Here is a 19,245-nt window from a genome sequence, read left to right as displayed (position 1 = left end):
GATCAAGGGAAAAACAAAATGAGTGTTTTAAATGCTGTTAGAAACAAAATAATACATAGAGTTTTTGCAGTAATAAAAAAACAAACCTTTTATGAAAAAGATTTGGTTTTATCATAGAAATCGGAATGACAAACTTTACGCGTAGAAAACCTTGACAAAGTTGACCGCAATCTTGTCATTTCGACGGAGGAGAAATGACAAATTAGATGCAAAGACTTCATCAAAAAACCACACAAAAAAATAACCGATTAACAACCTTATTTTCACATTCCTCCATTATCTAATTGACAAATTTTCTAATTATCTAATTTTTCTATTGCCACATTTTCTAATTATCTAATTAAAAAATTCAAAAATTACGTATATTAGCATCTTCTTTTTAGATGAATATACGTAAAAGTCGAGAATCAAAATTAAGTAAACTATGAGCAATATCATTCGAGTAGTACTGGCAGATGACCATGTTTTTGTTAGGGACGGAATCAAATCCTTACTGGAAAATGAAGCAAACATCGAGGTTGTAGGCGAAGCAATCGATGGTGCAGACGCTTTGGAAGTAGTTGCAAAAACGCAGCCAGACTTACTTATAGTAGATATTCGTATGCCCAACTTAACTGGTATCGAGGTAGTAGAAAAACTTAGAAGCGAGAATAACAACGTAAAAATCATCATGCTTTCGATGCATGAATCAGAAGAATATGTATTGAAATCGATTAAAGCAGGCGCCGACGGTTATTTATTAAAAGGCTCAAGCAAAGAAGAATTCTTAAAGGCATTGCACAGTGTCGCTGCTGGCGGAAAATATTTCAGTGGAGATATTTCTTCTATATTAATTGGACAATTGACTAATTCTTCGGTATCATTAGAACCAAAACAAACCTTGGGAGAAGAAATGATGATTACAAAAAGAGAAAAAGAAATCCTAACACTTCTTTTGTCCGGAAAAGGAAATAAAGAAATCGCCGAAGCTCTTGATATTAGTAAAAGAACTGCCGAAGTGCATCGTTTTAACCTAATGAAAAAACTGAAAGTAAAAAACCTAATGGAACTTTCAAACAAAGCAGCTGAGTATTCTTTAATTTAAAAAAAATACGTATAAATACGTAATTATTTTTCAAAAACTGCGTTTTGGCAGGTTTTAACTAAGTTATAGTACTTATTTTTACATAAAAATATAAGTGCTATGAAAAATACAAACTCACTATCGCAATCACACAAAATTTTATTTTTGAACACATTGGCATTTACAGTGTGTTTTGCCTGCTGGACATTAAATGGGGTTCTGGTAACCTTTTTAGTCGATAACGGAATTTTCCATTGGGATGTTATTCAAGTTGGATGGCTTTTGGGTATTCCAATTTTAACTGGATCTATAATGCGTCTGCCAATTGGAATCTTGACAGATAAATTTGGAGGAAAATATGTTTTTTCACTTTTGCTGCTTCTAAGTTCGATTCCGCTGTTCCTTCTTCCCTACGCCGACAGTTTTTTTATGTTTGCCGTACTTAGTTTCTTCTTCGGAATGGTCGGAACCAGTTTTGCAGTCGGAATTGGATATACCTCAATTTGGTATCCAAAAGAATGGCAAGGACGCGCACTCGGAATCTTCGGAATGGGAAATGCTGGTGCAGCCATTACAACATTCTTAGCACCATCGTTATTAAACCATTTTTCAATTGATGATCCACAAAACGGTTGGAAAATTCTGCCTGTTATTTACGCTATTTCATTGGTTGCAATTGGTGTTGCGTTTTTAATTTTCGCTCAAAACAAAAAAATAGAAAGCAACGGTAAATCTATTTCGCAAATGCTTACGCCTTTAAAATCACAAAGAGTTTGGCGTTTCGGAGCCTATTATTTCTTGGTTTTCGGATGTTTTGTAGCTTATTCACAATGGTTATTGCCAAATTTTATGAACGTGTATCAAACAAGTTTGGTAATGGGAGGTTTATTTGCCACTATGTTTAGTTTGCCATCTGGAGTAATTAGAGCTTTTGGAGGTTATTTGTCCGATAAATTTGGAGCTCGAAAAGTGATGTATTGGGTTCTGGGTTCCTCGGTAATCTTAAGTGCTTTGCTATCAATTCCTAAAATGGAAATTACCACTTCTGGCCCAGGAATATTAGCGGCTAAAAAAGGCGTTGTAAACGAAATTAATGATAAAACCGTAAAAGTTGGTGATAAAGAATATCCTATTGCACAAAAGAAAGCTACGACAAATGAAAGCACTATTTTTCCAACCACTTCAAGCTGGCAAGATGTTGTAGTCGCACACAATCAAAGCGTGGCTAAAAAAGAGCTAATTGCAAAAGGTGTAACTGTGATTAAGTTTGACGCTAATATGTGGGTGTTTTTGATTCTAGTAATTCTAATCGGGATTTCTTGGGGAATTGGAAAAGCGGCAGTTTACAAACATATTCCAGAATATTTCCCAAAAGAAGTTGGCGTTGTTGGCGGAATGGTCGGAATGATTGGCGGTTTAGGCGGTTTCTTTGGCCCCATTATCTTCGGATATTTACTAACAGCAACCGGAATCTGGTCTAGTTCATGGATCTTTATTCTAATCTTTTCAACTGTCTGCCTGATTTGGATGCATTATACTATAACACAATTATCTAAAGAGAAACAAATTAAAGTAAGTAAAGCAAAATTAGAACCAGCATATTAGACTTAGATTAAAAAAAAATTAGAAATATGATTCCAGTCATAGCAAAACATGGCTTTTTCTTATAAATTTACCTTCGATAAAAACCTAACAATTTTATGAAAAAACTTAAACTAATTTTAATACTTATCGTCGGATTAAGTTTTGAAATCCAAGCTCAAGAATTAGATGTAAATCTGCAAATTAGGCCACGTTTTGAATATCGTAACGGTTACAAAACCCTTCTTCCTGAAGGACAAAAAGGAACCTCTCAAATTTCACAGCGTTCTCGTTTAGGAATCAATTTCAAACAAGACGATTTAATTCTAAAATTAACTTTCCAAAATACAAGAACATGGGGAGATGTCCCTCCTGCTACGGTTGCCGATAAAAATGGAGTGGCGGTCTTCGAAGCTTGGGCACAATATAATTTCACTGAAAAATGGAGTGCCAGAATAGGGCGTCAGGTTCTTTCTTATGATAATCAGCGTATTTTGGGTGAAATGGATTGGGCACAGCAAGGCCAAAGCCACGATGCGTTAACGGTTTCTTTTCATGATGAAACTCAAAAATTAGATTTTGGAGGCGCTTACAATTCAACAGCAGAAAATGTCGTACAAACTCCTTATACCGTTGCCAATTATAAAGCAATGCAATACGCTTGGTATCATAACCAATTTAATGAAAAATTAGGCGCAAGCTTTTTACTACTTAATACTGGCTACGAATATGCTCCCGATCCTGCTCCTTCTACAAAACTATTAGTAGATTACATGCAAACTTTTGGTCCCTATTTAACTTATAAAAAAGATAAAATTGATACCAGTTTTTGGCTTTATGGACAAACTGGAAAAAGCACCGATCAGCAAGTTAGTGCCTGGAATGCTGCTGCCAACGTTACTTACAGCATAACTGATTCGTTTAAAGCTGGTTTAGGTTACGAATTTTTATCTGGAAAAGATTCAAATGACGGAAGCACGGTAATTAAGTCTTTTAACCCAATTTTTGGAACCAACCACGGATTTAACGGTTACATGGATTATTTTTATGTTGGAAATCATTTAAAAAACGTTGGTTTACAAGACGCTTTCTTAAAATTGAATTACAATGTAAACAAATGGCAATTTGCTTTGATTCCACACGTATTCTTATCTGCAGCTGATGTAGTGAATGTTAACGAAAAAATGGATTCTTACTTAGGAACTGAGATTGATGCAACTTTTGGATATAATTTCAAAAAAGATATTACTGTTACAGGAGGTTATTCTCAAATGTTCGGATCTAAAACTATGGAGTTTATCAAAAACGGAGACGCAAATCACACCAACAATTGGGCTTGGTTAATGGTTTCTGTGAACCCAAGAATTTTTAGCTGGAAAAAATAGTTTTTCTTTAAAATTAACTCACATATTTTACCCTTTTCCTATTTCGGAAAAGGGTAATTTTTTTTTAACATTCTAAAGTACAATTATATATTTTAATACTTATATTTGAGGCGATTATGAACCCCCAATTCTATCTTAATGAAACCATTTCTAAAATTATCTTTGGTGACTTTTATTGTCACGCAAACAGGCATCGCACAAAAGTACAATGACGCCTTAATTTCTAAAAACTCAGAAATAAACTTTGCTAAAACGCAAAAAAGAGGAATCAAGAAAAACAATATTGTTTATTATGTCGAGAATGACTTACAAACCATTTCTGCCTACAAGAGAAGCAAATTGAAATGGCAAACCAATGTAATTTCTGTTTGCGGAAAACCAAAAAAAGGTGAACCTGAAATTAGATATGTTGGTTATAATTCAGACAAACTCCTTATCGTTATCGGAAAACATAATTTTGCTGAAATCGACATTAACAGCGGTGAAACAAAATTTGTTGGTTAAGATTAAAGAAATCTAAATATATAAACTGCCCTTTCTCTATTTTGAGAAAGGGTATTTTTTTATTAATCGCATAAACATCTTTTTTTAATATATTTGATTGATCAAAATGATAATTTGAATCAATTATTTGAATTCCGGATATTGAAAAGAGATACAGAAATAATAACAATAAACTCAATTGATCAAATTCCTTCATTAGAAGCAATAAAACGCATACCTAGAAATATAACTTTGAAAATTATTTTCGGGAATTCTGTTCAAAATCAACGTGAAACTATTGGTCAAAATTTTAAAAAGGAACTACAAGGATTTCAAGTTGGAATTCATCTTTTAAATCCAGAAATTAACATTGCTAAACTAATTACAAATCAAGAAATCGAAGAACATCAAGATTTCTTCGAAAACTGTGCAAAGGATTATAGAGAATTAGGTAGGAAACTAATCTTTGAGTTAGCAAAACAATTTAAAATTACAATGTTTGAAAACTATCCCATATTAGCTTTTAATAAATTGAAAGGTGATAAAAGAGGACGTGGAAAAATGGGTGATTGGAAATATTTTTTTCACGGATTTCATTGTTGGTTTGAAAATCAAAAAACAGGACAAACAATTGAAGTTCCATTAACTTTTGGTCTTGAGTTTGGTGATTTAGATCCTTATTTTTTTTCAATTTTTATTAAATCCACACCAAATTATCAGCCGTTACCTGTTGAAATTTACGAAGATTATGCAGATGGTGTTAGAATAAATGAAAAGATGCTTTCTCTGGGAAAATTTGAACACATCAATTCAAATTTTAAAAATCATTTCGGAATTGTAGTTAAAGATCGGGAAAAAATAGAAATCAAAGAATATATACCTGAAGAAAATATCACAAAAAGAAAATTTAGCTTTTGGAATATTATTAGATTCAAATTTTAAATTCTTACCAAATGAACCTAATCGCTTGGAACTGCAATATGGCATTCAGAAAAAAAGCTCAATATATTCAAGCTTTGAATCCTGATATTGCTGTAATTTCTGAGTGTGAAAGTCCTGAAAAACTCAAATTTCCAGATGGCATAAAATTACCTTCGGATATTCTTTGGTACGGCGAAAATCCTAATAAAGGAATTGGTATTTTTTCGTTTGGAGATTATAGATTTAAATTGTTAGAATGCCATAATCCAGATTTCAAAAACATTTTACCAATTGCTGTTACCGATGGAAAAGTCGATTTTACAATGTTCGCCATTTGGGCAAATAATCCAGCTGATAAAGATGGCGCTTATGTAACGCAGATTTGGAAAGCAATCAATTATTACGAAGATTTAATCAAAGAAACTAAGACCATTTTAATTGGAGATTTCAACAGCAATACGATTTGGGACAGACCACGTCGCGAAGGAAATCATACAACGGTTGTAAACACATTAGCCGAAAAGAATATTTTCAGCACTTATCATACATACTTCAATCAAATTCAGGGCAAAGAAGAACATCCGACTTGGTATTTGTATCGTCATGAAAACAAACCCTATCATCTTGATTATTGCTTTGTTTCAAATGATTTTATGGAAGTTTTAGAAAGCGTCGAAGTTGGCGCTTACAAAGATTGGACGTTGTATAGCGACCACAAACCCTTAATCATTAAATTCAATATTTAAACCATGAACAACTGGACTCAACGTTGGGACGACCGTTACAAAAGCGAAGAATTCGCATACGGCGAAGAACCTAACAATTATTTAAAAGAAGAACTTGAAAAACTAAATCCCGGAACAATCCTTTTTCCTGCCGAAGGCGAAGGACGAAATGCTGTTTTTGCAGCAAAATTGGGTTGGACTGTTTCAGCTTTTGATATCAGCGAAAAAGGAAGAAACAAAGCTTTAAAACTTGCTGAAGCTAATAACGTTTCAATTGACTATCAAGTTGGAGAATTAGAAACTTTAGATTTCGAGGAAAACCAATTTGATGCAATTGCCTTGATTTATGCGCATTTTCCTGCCGAAATCAAATCGGATATTCACAAACAGCTGAATAAATTATTGCGCAAAAACGGAATCATAATTTTTGAAGCTTTCAGTAAAAAGCATTTAGAATATGTAACCAAAAACGAAAAAGTTGGCGGACCAAAAGACATTGAATCTCTTTTTTCAATCGAAGAAATTAAAGCCGATTTTCCAAATTATGAAATCATCGAATTGGAAGAAAAAGAAATCGAATTAAACGAAGGTTTATTTCACAATGGAACTGGTTCTGTAATTCGATTTATTGGCAAAAAAAATAAATCACACTCGACGTAGAGACGCGAAGAAGTGCGTCTCTACAATAAAGAAACCTTTGCAACTTTGAACCTTTGCAGCTTTGCCCCTTATTTAAAAATACTTATGCTCCATAATTTCAAAGCGTAATTCCTCAACATTCAAAATCCCAATTCGCTTGCCCTCCGTTTTAATCAAAGATTCTTTTTTTAGGCTTGATAAAATACGAATAGCCTGTTCTTCAGTCGTTCCTGCAAAATCGGCAATTTCTTTTCGCGAAAGTTCAATATCAATCAAGCCATTAGTTTGTCCGAATTTGCGATGAATATAAAGCAATAAATCTATTACACGTTCGCGAACATTCATGTGTGCAATTTTGCGGATGTTATTTTCGCTTTTATTTAATTCCTCGGCATAAAATAGCATCAACGCATACGTAAATTCAGGAATATGCTGCAAAATTTCGAGCATTGTTTCATTGCTGAAATTACACAAAACTGTATCTTCCAAAGCATAAGCGCCAATTAAGTATTTTTTTCCAGTTCCAAATCCGCGAAAGCCAATTATATCTCCGTTTTTGGTCAATCGAACAATTTGTTCACGGCCGTTAATTCCCGTTTTTACTGTTTTGGCTTTTCCTTTACAAATAAAATAGAGCCCTTGCAACGGCGCACCTTCTGTAATAAATGGATCAGATTTTTTGCAGAGCGTATTTTGTTTTTTAGAAATATAACCTGCCATCTGTTCTAAATGCAGATGTTTCTTGATAAAACAATTTTCATTGACGCAGGAATAACAAACGGTTTCTTCTTCTTTCATGAGTCGTAAATTTTAGCAGATTAAAAACTAATTTGTTGTCCCCCATTTATTTTCATCAAAATTAAAAAAATAAATTCAAAAAATACGTATTAATACGTAAAAATACTTATTTTTGCGTAAGTACTTTTCTAAAGTCAGACCAATCACTATAAAGTAGTATCTCTAAATAGAACTCTAATGCAAACTACGAAGATCAAAACTACGTGTTCCTATTGCGGCGTTGGCTGTGGTATAATCGTGACCAATGATGCTAAAAACGGCGTGATGGTAGAAGGCGACAAAGATCATCCTGTAAACAAAGGAATGTTATGTTCAAAAGGAATGAATTTGCATTACGTAGTCAACGATACTTCTGACCGAATTTTATATCCCGAAATGCGCGGGAGCAAATCCTATCCGCTGGAACGCGTAAGTTGGGATACCGCTCTAGACCGTGCTGCTGCTGTTTTTTCCTCTATTATAAAAAAACACGGACCAGATAGCGTTGGATTTTATATTTCTGGGCAATGTCTAACCGAGGAATATTACTTAGTCAATAAACTAGTTAAAGGATTTCTGAAAACGAATAATATCGATACCAATTCTAGACTTTGCATGAGTTCTGCCGTTGTGGGTTATAAAAAAACTTTCGGAGAAGATTCTGTGCCCATTGCCTATGATGATATTGAGTTGGCAGATACTTTTTTAATTACAGGCGCAAATCCGGCTTGGTGTCACCCTATTCTTTTCAGAAGATTGGAAAAACACAAAGAGAAAAATCCGAAAACCAAAATAATTTGTATCGATCCCAGAAGAACCGATACGGCCGCTTTTGCCGATTTACATTTGCAGATTATTCCTGGTTCAGATATTATTTTATATCATGCCATTGCGCGAAGAATTATCGAAAAAGGATATGTAGATCATGATTTCGTTAAAAATCACGCAGAAAATTTCAAACAGTACAAAGATTTAGTTTTAGGAACTTCTCTTGAAAAAGCCTCTAAACTTTGCGGAATTTCGGTAAACGATATTAAACTTGCCGCCGATATTATTGGGAAAGCAAAAGGTTTTATTTCGCTTTGGGCAATGGGTTTAAACCAAAGTGCAGTTGGAGTTGATAAAAATACGGCTTTGTTAAATTTATCTCTATTGACGGGACAAGTCGGAAAACCAGGTTCTGGACCATTTTCATTAACAGGTCAGCCTAACGCAATGGGTGGACGCGAAGTTGGCGGAATGGCAACACTTTTGGCCGCACATAAAGACATTGCAAACCCTACACATCGCAAAGAAGTTGCTGATTTTTGGGGTGTTGATGAGATTTCAGATAAACCAGGTTTAACAGCGACGGAAATGTTTGAAGCTTTAGAATCAGGTAAAATGAAAGCGGTTTGGATAATCTGCACAAATCCGCTAGTGAGTTTGCCCGATTCTAGAAGAGCCGAAAAAGCACTTCAAAATGCTAAATTCGTAGTCGTTCAGGATATTTCTCACAATGCCGATACAGCCAAATTTGCTGATTTATTATTGCCTGCTGCGGGCTGGTTAGAAAAAGAAGGAACAATGACCAATTCGGAACGTCGTATTTCTTATCTGCCTAAAGGAATCAATGCACCTGGAGAAGCACTTCCTGATATTGAAATCTTGATTCGTTTTGCTAAAAAAATGAATTTCAACGGATTCAATTTCAACAGTGCCGAAGAAGTTTACAAAGAACATTGTGCGCTTACTAAAAACACTAATATTGATATTTCATTCTTAAATTATAATCGTTTAAAAACTGAAGGCACTTTTCAATGGCCAGTTCCAGATTACAATCATCCCGGAACACCGAGATTATTTACGGATAAAAAATTCTATACGCCTTCTGGAAAAGCAATTTTTAATCTGCCTGTTTCTATAGAAAATACATCGGTTCAGCCAAATGATGAATTCCCTTTTATTTTAACAACAGGAAGAATTCGCGATCAATGGCATACGATGACCAAAACTGGAAAAGTTTCTCGTTTGTTGACGCATATTCCAAGTCCAGTTTTAGAAATAAATCCGATAGATGCTTTTAAAAACGATATTAAAAATGGTGATATTGTTGTCGTTTCAAGCAAAAACGGAGAAGTTCGTGTAAAAGCAAAAGTTACCGATTCGATTAAAGAAAAAGTGCTTTTCCTGCCGATGCATTGGGGAAAACAGCTCGAAAATGATTTGAACAGAACCAACAATTTAACAAATACTGTTGTCGATCCAATTTCAAAAGAACCTGATTTTAAGTTTACAACTGTTTCGATTAAAAAATATGTAAAGCCATTTCAGAAAATTGCGATTGTTGGCGCTGGAGCGGCTTCTTTTCGATTTATTCAAAACTATCGTGAATTCAATTCAACCGATGAAATTATTGTTTTTTCGAATGAAATAAATCCGTTTTACAATCGTGTTTTGCTTCCTGAATATATGACGGGAGAATTCAGTTGGGAACAGCTTTTAAAGGTAAAAGATGGGGAAGCTTTCAGTAAGTTGAAAATCACAATGAAAGCTGGAGTGGCAATTGAAAAATTAGACCCAAAACAAAAAACAATTATAGATAGTCAAGGTGAAATCCATACTTTCGATTCGTTGATTATAGCAACTGGAAGCCGTCCTTTCGTTCCCGAAAATGCACAGCTTCATCTTCCTGGACGTTTTACCGTTAGAAGAAAAGAAGATGCCGACCGCTTGAAAAAACACTTAGACAGCACTAATCTTCCGCCAGAAGAACAGCACGTTGTCATTATCGGCGGCGGATTACTAGGATTAGAATTGGCCGCAGCTTTAAAACATAAAAAAGTAAAAACAACTATAATTCAAAGGGCCTCACGTTTGATGGAGCGTCAATTAGACCGAATTTCAAGCAAATTATTAGCCGAAGAAGTTCAGCTTCGTGACATTCAAATTTATTTTGATAATGAAGTCAGCACGGTTTTCGAAACTGATAATCCGAATGAGATTGAAATTGCCTTAAAAAGTGGAAAAATCATAACCGCAAATGCAATTGTATACACGATTGGAACAATTCCGAATATTGAAATTGCAAGAGAAAGTGGCTTGGCCTGCGGACGTGGCGTAAAAGTCAATCAGTATTTGCAGACTTCAAATCCAGATATTTTTGCGATTGGAGAAATAGCAGAATTTGATAATAAGTTATTCGGAATTACTTCTGCAGCTGAAGAACAAGCTGATATTCTAGCGAATTTCCTTGCTGGCGATATTAGCAGTTATTACAAAGGTTCGATTTTAATGAATATTCTAAAATTAGAAGACATTAATCTTTGCAGTATTGGCGATCTTACCATTCCTGAAAATGACGATTCGTACGAAGAAATTGTTTTTACCGATTTAAAGAAACGCTATTACAAAAAGTGCATCGTAAAAGACGATCTTTTAGTTGGCGCCATTTTAATGGGCGATAAAAACGAGTTTGCCGAATTTAAAACCATGATTGAAAGCAAAATCGAATTATCAGATAAACGAAATACGCTTTTAAGAGGAAGCTCGAATGCAAAACCAGTTTTAGGTAAATTAGTCTGTTCGTGTAGTCAAGTTGGAGCTGGAAATATCGAAGAAACCATTAAAAGCGGTGTTAATGATTTCACTGAATTATGCAAAAATACCGGTGCAGGTTTAGGATGTGGAAGCTGCAAAACAGAGGTAAAGGAGATTCTCGCTAAATGTAAATAGTTTAATATATGTTTCAAGTTTTATTTGTTTCAGGTTTCAAGTTGTGCATCGTTTGTCATTTCGAGGAACGAGAAATCTTCGCAAGAAACTCCATAAAGTAATTCGTCAATCTTTGTCGAGCTACTTACGAAGATTTCTCGTTCCTCGAAATGACAAGATTGCGGTAAAACCTGAAACTTGAAACCTGAAACCTGAAACCTGAAACAAAAAAAACAAAATGGAACTAACAAGATTAATAGTAAAAGGAGGCGTTATTTCGCCAGGAGAACTTAAAGAAGTTGTAAACATCGCTTTGAAAGAAGGTCTGGATTCGGTTTCCTTTGGTTCTAGACAGGATATTATTTTCCCAAAAGGCTTTAAATCTTTAGATAAAACCACTTTAGGAAAACATCATTTTGTGTATCCAGATCAAAAAAGCGGCAACAATATTGTTTCATCTTATGTTTCGACAGATATTTTCAGAAATACCAATTGGCTTACTGGAAATAGATTTTTATATATTTTGGAAGAATTTAAAGAACAGCCAAAACTTAAAGTCAACATAACCGATCCAAAGCAGCAATTGGTTCCTTTGTTTACAGGACATTTAAACTTTATCGCTTCGGAGCATGAAGATTATTGGTACTTATACATTCGTCTTCCAAAATGGGAGAAAATAGAAGTCTATCCTGTTTTGATTTACAGCTGGGATCTGGCTAAGATTTATTACGAAATCGAAAAGATTTCCGAAGAAGAAATAACGGACATCGAACTGCTTTTTACTTTGGTAAGCGAAGCTTTAGATACCAATAACAGAACAATCGACAAACCACTAAATATTCCTTTTTACCCATTTCCGTATTATGAAGGAATGAATAGAATGGGAATTGATCAATATTGGTTGGGTTTGTATTGGAGAAATAATTTATACGATTTGGATTTCTTAAAAGAAATGTGCGATTTGTGTTTTGAATGCAAAATCGGAAAAATCTGTATAACTCCTTGGAAATCTTTCATTATAAAAGGAATTCCGAAAGATCGAAAACTAGAATGGGAAAAATTCTTAGGTAAACGAGGCATCAACGTACGCCATTCTTTATTAGAATTAAATTGGCATTTACCTGTTGCGATGGAATGGGCTTTGAATCTTAAAACTTTTCTGGTTCGAACTTTAGATCAATTCGACATCAGCACCTATGGATTGAACTTTGGAATTTCAGAATACAATCGCGATGGGCATTATTTTACTTCGATTGTCATAGAAAAAAATGAGCTTCCAAAAGACTTGGAATCTATTAAGATCAGAGATACCTATAATGTTTTGTTTGCGAAGAATTTCGACCCAAATACGCGTGAATACATTGTACACTCACAAGATATCGACAAACTGGAACTGCCAACCATTTTAATCGAGTTAAGCCGAAAATATTTTGACGAACTTGGAAACACGACTGCAGAAACAACAGAAAATCTTCAGAAAAAAGAAAAGCTACAGTTGGATATATACCAATGCCAGGAATGCTTAACCCTTTACAATTCTCAATACGGAGACGAAACCCAAGGAATTCCAAAAGGTCTTTTGTTTGAAAATCTACCAGAATCTTATTGCTGTTCTCTTTGTGAAGCACCAAAAAGTAATTTTAGAATTTTGGAAGCAGTTGAAAATTAGCGAGTTCTATTATTTCTGTATTCAAAAATTGCGTATATTTAACTTAACTAAGAGTTTATATTAAATAAATATACTTCAAAGGCTTTAAAATCACTTGGTTAAAATTCATTCAATAAAAAATACAGTTATGATAAAAAGAACAACACAATCTTCTGCTGACAAAGCTACTGATGTTCCAGCGGAAACAGCTGTAGAAAGTACTACAGAAATACAACCAGAAACTAAGACAACAATTAAAAGAACTACTAGAACTGCAGTAAAACCAACAACTGCAAAAACAGCCACTACTAGAACGGCTGCTGCAAATGCACCTACAGCAACTGTCAAAACTGCAGCAAAAACTCCCATAAGAGCGGCTTCTAAAACAGCACCAAGAGCTACGGTAAAAAAACCTGCAACAACAGCTGCAAAAACAGAACCTATCGTTTCTGAAATTGTAGAAATTAAAACCAATGACGTTGCAGAAAACAAACCTGTTGTAACTGTTGAGAAAATTGGTAAAGAAAAAAACGACATAAAATCAAAGCTTAAAGCTAAACTTAAAGCAAAAAAAGACAAAGAAAAGAAAAGAGAAAAAGCGATTAAAGCTGTTATCAAAAAATTAGAAAAAGCGAAAAAAGCAAAACTAAAAGCAGCTGAAAAGAAAAAAGAAAAGGCTAAAAAAGCGAAAGAAAAAGCTAAAGCCAAGAAACTTGAAAAGAAAGCGAAAGCTCAGAAAAAGGCAAAAGCGAAAAAGAAAAAATAGCTTTGAGAAAGGTTTGACTTTGAAAAAAGTTAAACCCTTTTTTTATCTTTTGAAAATACAGTTTTGCCATTTCGATGAAGGAGAAATCTCCGCGAAAAGTTCCGCATGCAAAATCGATAATCTGTGTAGAGTTACTTGCGAAGATTTCTCCTCCGTCGAAATGACAATATTGTGTAAATTCTAAAGAAACCTAACCCCCAATCGCAATCATGCTGCGATTATCAAAATGTTTTGTAGGATCGTCCATTTCATCCATCGTAACCATTCCCGCTCTTACTTTCTTTTTATTTTGAATGGATTCTGAAATTAACTCGCTAATCGATTCGCCATTTCTATAAGCCGTCAACAAATCGGTTTCGGAATTAGAGAAAAGGCAGTTTTTTATTTTCCCGTCTGCCGTCAAGCGGATGCGGTTGCAACTGTCACAAAACGGATTTGTTATGGAACTGATAATTCCGAAATCGCCTTGAAAACCTTTTATTTTATAATTTCTTGAAGTGAAGTTTTTTTCTTCTTCTAGTTTTTGAATTTCTTCTGATGAAAATTGTTTTTCAACTAATGATAAAATTTCGTTCTGTGATACCATTTTGCTTCTGTCCCATTCGTTTCCTGAGAAAGGCATAAATTCTATAAATCGAACCGAAATAGGCAGAAACTGAGTCAGTTTTACAAAATCTACAATTTCATTATCATTAAACCCTTTTATCAAAACCACATTTACTTTTACCTGAAAATCGTTATTCAAAAGCAAATGCAGATTATCAATCACTTTCTCAAACTGATTTCTAAGCGTTATCGTATGAAATTTAGATGAAACTAAGGTATCTAAACTCAAATTGATTTTTTTGACATTATACTGCTTTAAAACCTCAATTTGACGATCAACTAAAATTCCGTTGGTAGTCAAAGAAAGTGAAATATTTAAATGCGATAATTTAGAAACAATTTCTGGAAAATCTTTTCTTAACAAAGGTTCACCACCAGTTAACCTGATTTTGTCAACACCATTTTTTACGAAAGTCTGGGCAATTGCAAAAATCTCATCGGCCGTCATTAAACTAGCTTTTGGAGATAATGCGATTCCATCCGCTGGCATACAATATGTACAACGCAGGTTGCATTTTTCCAGCAGCGAAATGCGCAGATAATTATGCTTGCGCCCAAAACCATCCGTCAAAATAGTATTAGAGACTGTCATGATTTTTTCCTTTTAAAATATGAAAAACATGCATTACATGCGGAAAAACAGCATCCATAGATTCTCTTACTCCGTTTGTTGAACCCGGCAAAGCCAAAACCAGACTTTTTCCTAAAGTTCCTGCAACACTTCTAGAAAGCATCGCATACGGCATTCTTTGCTGACCGTAACTGCGAATGGCTTCTTCAATTCCTGGAATTCTGCTTTCCAATAATGGTTCTAAGGCTTCTGGCGTAACATCTCTTGGTGATAGTCCAGTTCCGCCTGTAAAAATGACCAACTGATTTTCTTTAGCGAAAGCTTTGGTTTTTTCCTGAATAATATCCAATTCATCTGGAATGATTTCGTAATGAGAAGTTTCAACTCCGTACGAATCTAGTTTTTCTACAATTGTTTTTCCTGAACGATCTTCTTTATCGCCTGCAAAAATCGAATCGGAACAAACAAAAACTGCCGCTTTAATTACATTCGGAAACTTATTTTTGAAAGATGATTTTCCGCCTTCTTTATTGATTAATTTGATAGTAGAAATTTCTATTTCCTTATCAATTGGTTTCAGCATATCGTACATCGTCAAGGCTACAATCGAGGCACCATGCATGGCTTCAACCTCAACTCCAGTTTTATAAACGGTCTTTACACTGAAAATAATATGAATATCCAAGCCTTCTATATTGTATTCTACAGCAGTATATTCAATTGGAAGCGGATGACAGTCTGGAATAGATAAATGGGTATTTTTTACTGCAAATAATCCGGCAGTTTTTGCCATTTCCAGTACATTTCCTTTTGGCACTAAATTATTCACAACAGCATCAATAGTTTCCTGTCTGCTGACTTTTACAATTGCTGTTGCTGTTGCTTTTCTTAATGTGCTTATTTTATGCGTAATATCTACCATTAACTATTTTGTTTCCAAGTGAATGTATCGTTTTCAAACATTTCTTTGCCAAAAATTGGCACATCTGTTTTTATCCAGTTTACAATTGATTCTGTGGCTTCATATACTTGTTTGCGACGTGTTGCCGAAACAAAAACGAACAAACAGATTTCACCCGCTTTTACAACGCCTAAGCTGTGATAAATATGCATGCAGGTTAAGTCAAACTTAGCAAAAGCCTTTTCGCGAATGGCATACAAAGCTTCATTTGCCATGTCTTTATAAGCCGAATAATCGATTGCTACGACTGTGTTATCATGAATAACATCGGCACGAACTTGTCCTAGAAAAATATTGTGTGCTCCAATCGTATGTTTCGACTGGTGTTTAGCGATCGATTCGGCTATAAATTCAGGAGCAATTGGCCCTTCTACAAATACATTTTTACTCATTTTTTATTTTTTTTTCCGCCACAGATTATATGGATTAAAATGATTTTTCTTTTGCCACGACTCGAGCGATAGCAAACAGGCGAAGCAATTACACGAATTTTCACAAATTAACACTCAATATTGTCATTTCGACGGAGGAGAAATCTTCGCAAGGAACTCCTCACAGTAATTCGCCAATCTTTGTCGAGCTACTCGCGAAGATTTCTCCTTCGTCGAAATGACAAACTAGACGAACATTTTAAAATCTATGACTATATTTTTATTTCTTGTAATAATTGTTTCATTCCCAAAGCGCCACCTGCAATGCTTTTTATATTTTTAAATTGATGTTTTTGAAGCAATTCAGCCGCAATTTTACTTCTGATTCCGGATTGACAGAAAACATAGATTTTTTGGCTTTTATCCAGTTTTTCTATTTCCTTTTCTAAATGCATTAACGGAATCTGAATTTGATTCTGTAAACTGATTTTTGGCGATTCATCGATATTTCTAACATCAAGAAAAAGAACCTCATCATTGTTTAGTTCGTCTAAAACGGATTCAAAATTTATTTCTTCAATATCCGTTTTATTATATTTTTCTTCGAATATTTCTCTGCTAATAGACTGAACATCACTTTTTTCAAAATCATACTTCTGCTGTTCATTATTCAGAATAGTATAAACCAAAATTTTTCCGCTCAAAACTTCTCCAACTCCAAGAATCATTTTTATGACTTCATTGGCTTGAAACATTCCGATAATTCCAACTGAAATGCCAATTACGCCAACGTCTTCACAATTTGCAGCATTAGAATTTTCATCTGGATACAAGCATCTGTATGTTGGTCCGTTTTGATAATTGAAAACTGAAACTTGCCCCTGAAATCTAAAAATAGACCCGTAAACCATTGGTTTATTCGTCACGATACAAGCATCATTAATCAGATATTTAATCGAAATATTGTCTGTTGCATCGACAATAATATCATATTTTTCAAATAACGAAATGGCATTTCTTCCAGATAATTTTTCAGAGAAAGCATTCACTTTTATTTCTGGATTTAATTCAGAAATCATCATTTTAGCTTCTTCCGCTTTGGATTTTCCAACAGCCGAAGTTTTATAAATAACCTGACGGTGAAGATTCGAAACATCAATTACATCATCATCAACAATCCCGATTTCACCAACTCCTGCACCAGCCAAATAAGGTAAAACTGCAGCACCTAAACCGCCCGCACCAATCACCAAGACTTTCGCTTTTGATAATTTATACTGTCCTTCTACTCCTATTTCGGGAAGAATTGTCTGTCGGTTATATCTTGTTGATTCTTTCATGATTTTTCAATTAACCGCCAGCAAATGGCGGCAACAAAGCTACAATATCGCTAGTCTGTAAAGTATAATCTGAAGTTTTAGAAACTATCTTCTGATTTACCGCAACGCTAAAAGTCAGTGATTTGAATTCATATTTCTCGTTCAAATCCTGCAACAATTTTTGCAATGACAATTCTTCAGAAAAAGATAACTTTTCGAATTCACATTTTGTCTTTTCAGCAACAGCTCCAAAATATTTAACCTCGATCATTTTTATAAATTTAAATTCTGGAAAATGAATTCGTCTTCAAAGTGTTCTTGAAAATACGAAATCCAGCTCGATGTATTTCTGACTACTTCGCCAATCACGATAATGGCTGGCGATGATATATTTTTTTCAACCACCAATTTAGTAATTGTATTGATAGTTCCAATTACTTTTTGCTCCGAATTTTTCGTTCCGTTTTGTATAATGGCAATTGGCAGATCATCATTTCTGTTTTGCTGATAGATTGAAATAATTTCATCCAATTTATGCATCCCCATTAAAATCACAACAGTTGCTGCCGATTTTGAAGCCAAATGAACGTCTTTTGACAATTCATGAGATGAAGTTGTTCCTGTAATAACCCAAAAACTTTCGGCTACTTTGCGCTGTGTCAAACTGATTCCGACTGAAGCAGGAACTCCTAATGCTGACGAAATTCCAGGCACAATAGCCGTTTCGATTCCAAAATCTTCAGCAAATTCAATTTCTTCACTTCCTCTTCCAAAAACAAACGGATCACCGCCTTTTAAACGAACCACATGTCCGTGAGTTTTTGCCATGGAAACAATCAATTCGTTAATCTGATCTTGTGTGTAAGCATGACAGCCCAAACGTTTTCCGACAAAAACAATTTCTGCATTCGATGCATATTCTAGTAATTCTTCGTTTACCAAAGCATCATACAAAACCACATCGGCACTTTTTAAAGCTTTAATTGCTTTTAGCGTAATCAATTCAACATCGCCTGGACCTGCGCCGACAATGGTTAATTTTGGTGTTTTTACAGTTTTCATAATGCCTTAAATTGAATTGATATTTAAATCATCTAATTCGTCTGCCGAATTAATATTGCTTAAATGATAATTTTCACTTTCTTCTATATTGATAATCTGATGTGGCAATTTTGCTAGCAGATCCATCATTTTTAATTCATTAGAATCAATTGCTTCTTTTATTATCGGAACAATATTTTTTGAATAAATTCCGATTAAAGGGTGTGTCTTACTTTCTGATGCAAAAACTGTAATTCCTGCTTCTTGCGTATGTTTTGAAATTAATTCTTGTAATAATTCGGTTGAAATTAACGGAATATCACAGCTTAAAATCAGATTGAATTCGGTTTCAGAATGCGATAATGCCGTATAAATTCCTCCTAATGGACCTTTATCTACAATTAAATCTGGAATTTTTTCGTATTCCAAATAATCATATTCTTTTGATGCTGTGATCAATTTAATTTGATCTGTTATGGGTAAAATAGCCTGAATAATATGTTCTATAAATGGCTTATCCTGAAACAAAACCAGACCTTTTTCTGACTGCATTCTAGTGCTTTTTCCTCCGCAAAGAATAAATACTGTTAGTGTTTCCATGGTCTTTTTTGTTTCAGGTTTTCTTTGTTTTAAGTTTCAAGTTTTAGATTCATTATCTAATTATCTAAATAGCTAATTATCTCATTTTTCTATTT

Annotated in this window: 18 protein-coding genes; 10 read left to right on the top strand and 8 right to left on the bottom strand. The window is 34.3% G+C overall.

Annotated features, from left to right (window positions below; all coding sequences use genetic code 11):
* Positions 1–424: 424 nt before the first annotated feature.
* The 7 genes from AC5ZCW_RS08725 (at position 425) to AC5ZCW_RS08695 (ending at position 6,818) form a co-directional block, all read left to right on the top strand.
* Complete coding sequence (locus AC5ZCW_RS08725) at positions 425–1,084, top strand: response regulator transcription factor (protein WP_281633268.1); 660 nt, start codon at positions 425–427, stop codon at positions 1,082–1,084.
* 99 nt (positions 1,085–1,183) lie between these two features.
* The gene (locus AC5ZCW_RS08720; protein ID WP_343541825.1) at positions 1,184–2,668 is read left to right on the top strand and encodes an MFS transporter; all 1,485 of its coding nucleotides are present in this window, start codon (positions 1,184–1,186) and stop codon (positions 2,666–2,668) included.
* Positions 2,669–2,763: 95 nt separating this feature from the next.
* On the top strand, positions 2,764–4,029 hold the full coding sequence (locus AC5ZCW_RS08715) for an alginate export family protein (protein WP_496119147.1): 1,266 nt from the start codon (positions 2,764–2,766) through the stop codon (positions 4,027–4,029).
* Positions 4,030–4,167: 138 nt separating this feature from the next.
* A complete protein-coding gene (locus AC5ZCW_RS08710; RefSeq protein ID WP_281633271.1) occupies positions 4,168–4,533 on the top strand; it encodes a hypothetical protein in 366 nt (121 codons plus the stop codon).
* A gap of 141 nt (positions 4,534–4,674) precedes the next feature.
* Positions 4,675–5,454 (top strand): DUF6896 domain-containing protein, encoded by a 780-nt coding sequence (locus AC5ZCW_RS08705; protein WP_496119145.1) that lies wholly within the window; start codon positions 4,675–4,677, stop codon positions 5,452–5,454.
* Between the two features lie 11 nt (positions 5,455–5,465).
* On the top strand, positions 5,466–6,179 hold the full coding sequence (locus AC5ZCW_RS08700) for an exonuclease/endonuclease/phosphatase family protein (RefSeq protein ID WP_496119143.1): 714 nt from the start codon (positions 5,466–5,468) through the stop codon (positions 6,177–6,179).
* A 3-nt stretch (positions 6,180–6,182) separates the two neighbouring features.
* Positions 6,183–6,818, top strand: coding sequence for a class I SAM-dependent methyltransferase (locus tag AC5ZCW_RS08695; protein ID WP_496119142.1), 636 nt, complete (start codon positions 6,183–6,185; stop codon positions 6,816–6,818).
* 72 nt (positions 6,819–6,890) lie between these two features.
* Here the strand turns inward: AC5ZCW_RS08695 and AC5ZCW_RS08690 are convergent, their stop codons facing one another.
* Entirely contained in the window at positions 6,891–7,595 is a 705-nt protein-coding gene (locus AC5ZCW_RS08690; RefSeq protein ID WP_496119141.1) for a Crp/Fnr family transcriptional regulator, read from the bottom strand.
* A gap of 177 nt (positions 7,596–7,772) precedes the next feature.
* Here AC5ZCW_RS08690 and AC5ZCW_RS08685 point away from each other — a divergent pair, with 177 nt between their 5' ends.
* The 3 genes from AC5ZCW_RS08685 (at position 7,773) to AC5ZCW_RS08675 (ending at position 13,681) form a co-directional block, all read left to right on the top strand.
* Positions 7,773–11,288 carry a molybdopterin-dependent oxidoreductase gene (locus tag AC5ZCW_RS08685; RefSeq protein ID WP_496119139.1) on the top strand — a complete coding sequence of 1,172 codons (3,516 nt, stop codon included), beginning with the start codon at positions 7,773–7,775 and terminating at the stop codon, positions 11,286–11,288.
* Between the two features lie 217 nt (positions 11,289–11,505).
* Positions 11,506–12,936: a rubredoxin gene (locus tag AC5ZCW_RS08680; protein ID WP_496119138.1), complete on the top strand. Its 1,431-nt coding sequence runs from the start codon at positions 11,506–11,508 to the stop codon at positions 12,934–12,936.
* A 127-nt stretch (positions 12,937–13,063) separates the two neighbouring features.
* Positions 13,064–13,681, top strand: a complete 618-nt coding sequence (locus tag AC5ZCW_RS08675; protein ID WP_496119137.1) for a hypothetical protein — start codon at positions 13,064–13,066, stop codon at positions 13,679–13,681.
* A gap of 190 nt (positions 13,682–13,871) precedes the next feature.
* On the opposite strand, the gene moaA is transcribed toward AC5ZCW_RS08675, so the two are convergent.
* The 7 genes from moaA to AC5ZCW_RS08640 all read right to left on the bottom strand — a co-directional run bounded on the left by moaA (position 13,872) and on the right by AC5ZCW_RS08640 (position 19,150).
* Positions 13,872–14,879 carry a GTP 3',8-cyclase MoaA gene (gene moaA, locus AC5ZCW_RS08670; protein ID WP_496119136.1) on the bottom strand — a complete coding sequence of 336 codons (1,008 nt, stop codon included), beginning with the start codon at positions 14,877–14,879 and terminating at the stop codon, positions 13,872–13,874.
* Positions 14,866–15,780, bottom strand: coding sequence for a bifunctional molybdenum cofactor biosynthesis protein MoaC/MoaB (moaCB, locus tag AC5ZCW_RS08665; protein WP_343541806.1), 915 nt, complete (start codon positions 15,778–15,780; stop codon positions 14,866–14,868). The genes moaA and moaCB overlap by 14 nt, the downstream gene beginning before the upstream one ends.
* On the bottom strand, positions 15,780–16,211 hold the full coding sequence (locus AC5ZCW_RS08660; protein ID WP_496119135.1) for a molybdenum cofactor biosynthesis protein MoaE: 432 nt from the start codon (positions 16,209–16,211) through the stop codon (positions 15,780–15,782). Before AC5ZCW_RS08660 ends, moaCB begins: the two co-directional genes overlap by 1 nt.
* 251 nt (positions 16,212–16,462) lie before the next feature.
* On the bottom strand, positions 16,463–17,530 hold the full coding sequence (gene moeB / locus AC5ZCW_RS08655; protein ID WP_496119134.1) for a molybdopterin-synthase adenylyltransferase MoeB: 1,068 nt from the start codon (positions 17,528–17,530) through the stop codon (positions 16,463–16,465).
* Positions 17,531–17,540: 10 nt separating this feature from the next.
* The gene (locus AC5ZCW_RS08650) at positions 17,541–17,780 is read right to left on the bottom strand and encodes a MoaD/ThiS family protein (RefSeq protein ID WP_281633283.1); all 240 of its coding nucleotides are present in this window, start codon (positions 17,778–17,780) and stop codon (positions 17,541–17,543) included.
* A 2-nt stretch (positions 17,781–17,782) separates the two neighbouring features.
* Complete coding sequence (gene cobA / locus AC5ZCW_RS08645; protein ID WP_496119133.1) at positions 17,783–18,571, bottom strand: uroporphyrinogen-III C-methyltransferase; 789 nt, start codon at positions 18,569–18,571, stop codon at positions 17,783–17,785.
* A 6-nt stretch (positions 18,572–18,577) separates the two neighbouring features.
* Positions 18,578–19,150 (bottom strand): molybdenum cofactor guanylyltransferase, encoded by a 573-nt coding sequence (locus AC5ZCW_RS08640; protein WP_496119132.1) that lies wholly within the window; start codon positions 19,148–19,150, stop codon positions 18,578–18,580.
* Between the last annotated feature and the right edge of the window lie 95 nt (positions 19,151–19,245).

The sequence above is a fragment of the Flavobacterium sp. PLA-DH12 genome, assembly GCF_059511845.1.
This window is presented reverse-complemented; position numbering and strand designations above follow the sequence as displayed.